This is a genomic window from Actinoplanes sp. ATCC 53533, from assembly GCF_003947245.1.
Window position 1 is genome coordinate 1 of sequence record NZ_QHHV01000441.1, and the last position, 2,775, is coordinate 2,775.

At 67.7% G+C, this 2,775-nt stretch carries 2 protein-coding genes; both read left to right on the forward strand.

Annotated features, from left to right (window positions below; translation table 11 throughout):
- The first annotated feature begins 54 nt into the window (after positions 1-54).
- Complete coding sequence (locus DMB66_RS58845) at positions 55-417, forward strand: PH domain-containing protein (protein ID WP_125812592.1); 363 nt, start codon at positions 55-57, stop codon at positions 415-417.
- Positions 418-624: 207 nt separating this feature from the next.
- Positions 625-2,775 (forward strand): PQQ-dependent sugar dehydrogenase (locus tag DMB66_RS58850; protein ID WP_125812593.1); only part of this gene is annotated, 2,151 nt, incomplete at its 3' end.

Consider the following 2,775-nt stretch of genomic DNA (forward strand, 5'->3'; position numbering starts at 1 on the left):
CGCGCATCGAGGACGCCTACCGCACCGTGGTGGGCTCCCAGTAGCCTCTTGACCATGACGGCGCCGATATACGACAGCAAGGGCCAGCTCCAGCAGATCGAGAGCGGCCTGCTCGAGGGTGAACAGATCATCGCGGTGTACGACGCCGTCGGCGCCGGCACCGGTTTCATCGGCCTCACCACCCGCCGGGTGATCATCCAGGACAAGTCCTTCGTCGGTAAGCGCTTCGCGATCACCAGCATCCCCTACTCCAAGGTGAGCAGCGTGAGCGTGGTCAGCAACAAGAGCTGGGCCGGCCAGTTCTTCTCGACCGGCACGATCGCGATCAGCGTGGGCACCCACACCTACGAGGTCGAGTTCCGCGGTTCGGAGAAGACCCAGCACGTGCACAACGTGATCCTGCATTACGCGTCCTGACCGACAAGTCCCGCCACCTGCCGCCGCGCCGCCCTCGCCGGGCGGCGCTTCTTTTTGTCGATTTCGACGAAAGTTCATAGGCCCTGGCAGAAAGTGTGGACAGCCGCACAAGAAGTTACTACCGTTTGCTCACTGTTACACGCCAGTAACATGCGGCGCGGTCGCCCCGGGCCACCCTGGCAATCCCCTACGTCAGGACATCGATAAATGCGAAAGTTTCTATACGGAATCGGGGTGGCGCTACTCGCGGCCGCCGGCCTCGTCGCCACCGCCGCGCCCACCTCGGCCCACGACATCGACCCCGCCGACTTCCAGCAGGTGACGCTCGCCAAGGGCGCCGACGAGGTGGGCGAGCCGATGGCCATCGCCGTCCTGCCCGACTCATCCGTGCTGCACACCGCCCGCAACGGCACGCTGCGCCGCACCGACAAGAGCGGCACCACCACCGTCATCGGCACGCTAGCGGTCTACAGCCACGACGAGGAAGGCCTGCAGGGCGTCGGCGTCGACCCGGGCTTCGCCACCAACCGGCAGATCTACCTCTACTACGCGCCGCCGCTGAGCACCCCGACCGGCGACGCCCCGGCCAGCAGCTCGGACTTCTCCGCCTGGGTGGGCGTCAACCGACTCTCCCGCTACACGCTCAACGCCGACTTCACCCTGAACGCGGCGAGCAAGGTCGACGTTCTCGACGTACCGGCGACCCGCGGTCTGTGCTGCCATGTCGGCGGCGACATCGACTTCGACGCGGCGGGCAACCTCTATCTGTCCACCGGCGACGACAGCAACCCGTTCGACTCGTCCGGATACTCGCCGCTGGACGAGCGCACCGACCGCAACCCCGGCTACGACGCGCAGCGCTCGGCCGGCAACACCAACGACCTGCGCGGCAAGGTACTGCGGATCAAGGTGAACGCGAACGGGACGTACGGCGTCCCGGCGGGCAACCTGTTCGCGCCGGGCACCGCGAACACCCGGCCCGAGATCTACGCCATGGGCTTCCGCAACCCGTTCCGGATGAGCGTGGACAAGGCCACCGGCGTCGTCTACCTCGGCGACTACGGCCCCGACGCGGGGTCCACCGACGCCAACCGCGGGCCCGGTGGCCAGGTCGAGTTCAACCGGATCACCAGCCCGGGCAACTACGGCTGGCCGTACTGCACGGGCACCAACACCAGCACCGAGACGTACAACGAGTGGAACTTCGCCACCAACTCCACGGGTGCCAAATTCGACTGCGCCGGCGGACCGACGAACAACTCGTTCCGCAACACCGGCCAGACCAAGCTGCCGCCGGCCCGGCCGGCCTGGATCCGGTACGGCGGCGACGCCGGCACCCCGCCCGAGTTCGGCGGCGGCTCCGAGTCCCCGATGGGTGGCCCGGTCTACCGCTTCGACCCGGACCTGGTCTCCCCCACCAAGTTCCCGGCCACGCTCGACGGGCACTTCTTCGCCGGGGAGCTCGGCCGCGGCTGGATCAAGCCGATCCACGTCGGAGCGGACGGCTCGGCCGGTGCGATCTCGGCCTTCCCCTGGTCCGGCAAGCAGGTGATGGACATGGCGTTCGGGCCGGAGGGCTCGCTCTACGTCCTGGACTACGGCACCGGCTACTTCAACGGTGACTTCAACTCCGCGCTGTACCGCTTCGACTACCTGGCCGGCTCGAACCGGGCGCCGACCGCGGTGGCGGGTGCGGACCGGACCAACGGCCAGGCGCCGCTGAGCGTGACCTTCTCCTCGGCGGGATCGTCCGATCCGGAGGGCACCGCGCTCACCCACTCGTGGAACTTCGGCGACGGCACCACCTCCACCGCGGCCAACCCGGCGAAGACCTACCCCGAGAACGGGACGTACCAGGTCACCCTGACCGTGAAGGACGCCGAGGGGCTGACCGGCACCGCGAACGTCACCATCACGGTCGGCAACACCGCACCGACGGTGAAGATCAACAATCCGCCGAACGGCGCCCTGTTCTCGTACGGCGACACCGTCCCGTTCTCCATCACGGTCACCGACCCGGAGGACAGCTCGATCAACTGCGCGGCCGTGAAGATGACCTACGTCCTCGGGCACGACAACCACGGTCACCAGATCACCTCGCAGAACGGCTGCACCGGCACGATCACCATCCCGGTCGACGGCGAGCACGACTCGGCGGCCAACATCTTCGCGGTCTTCGACGCGGAGTACACCGACGCCGGCGGCCTGACCACGCACACCCAGCACACGCTGCAACCGCGGCGCCGGCAGGCCGAGCACTTCAAGACGTCGTCCGGCGTCGACAAGATCACCAAGTCCGCGGCCGAGGGCGGCCAGACCATCGGGAACGTCAACAACGGCGACTGGATCGCGTTCGAG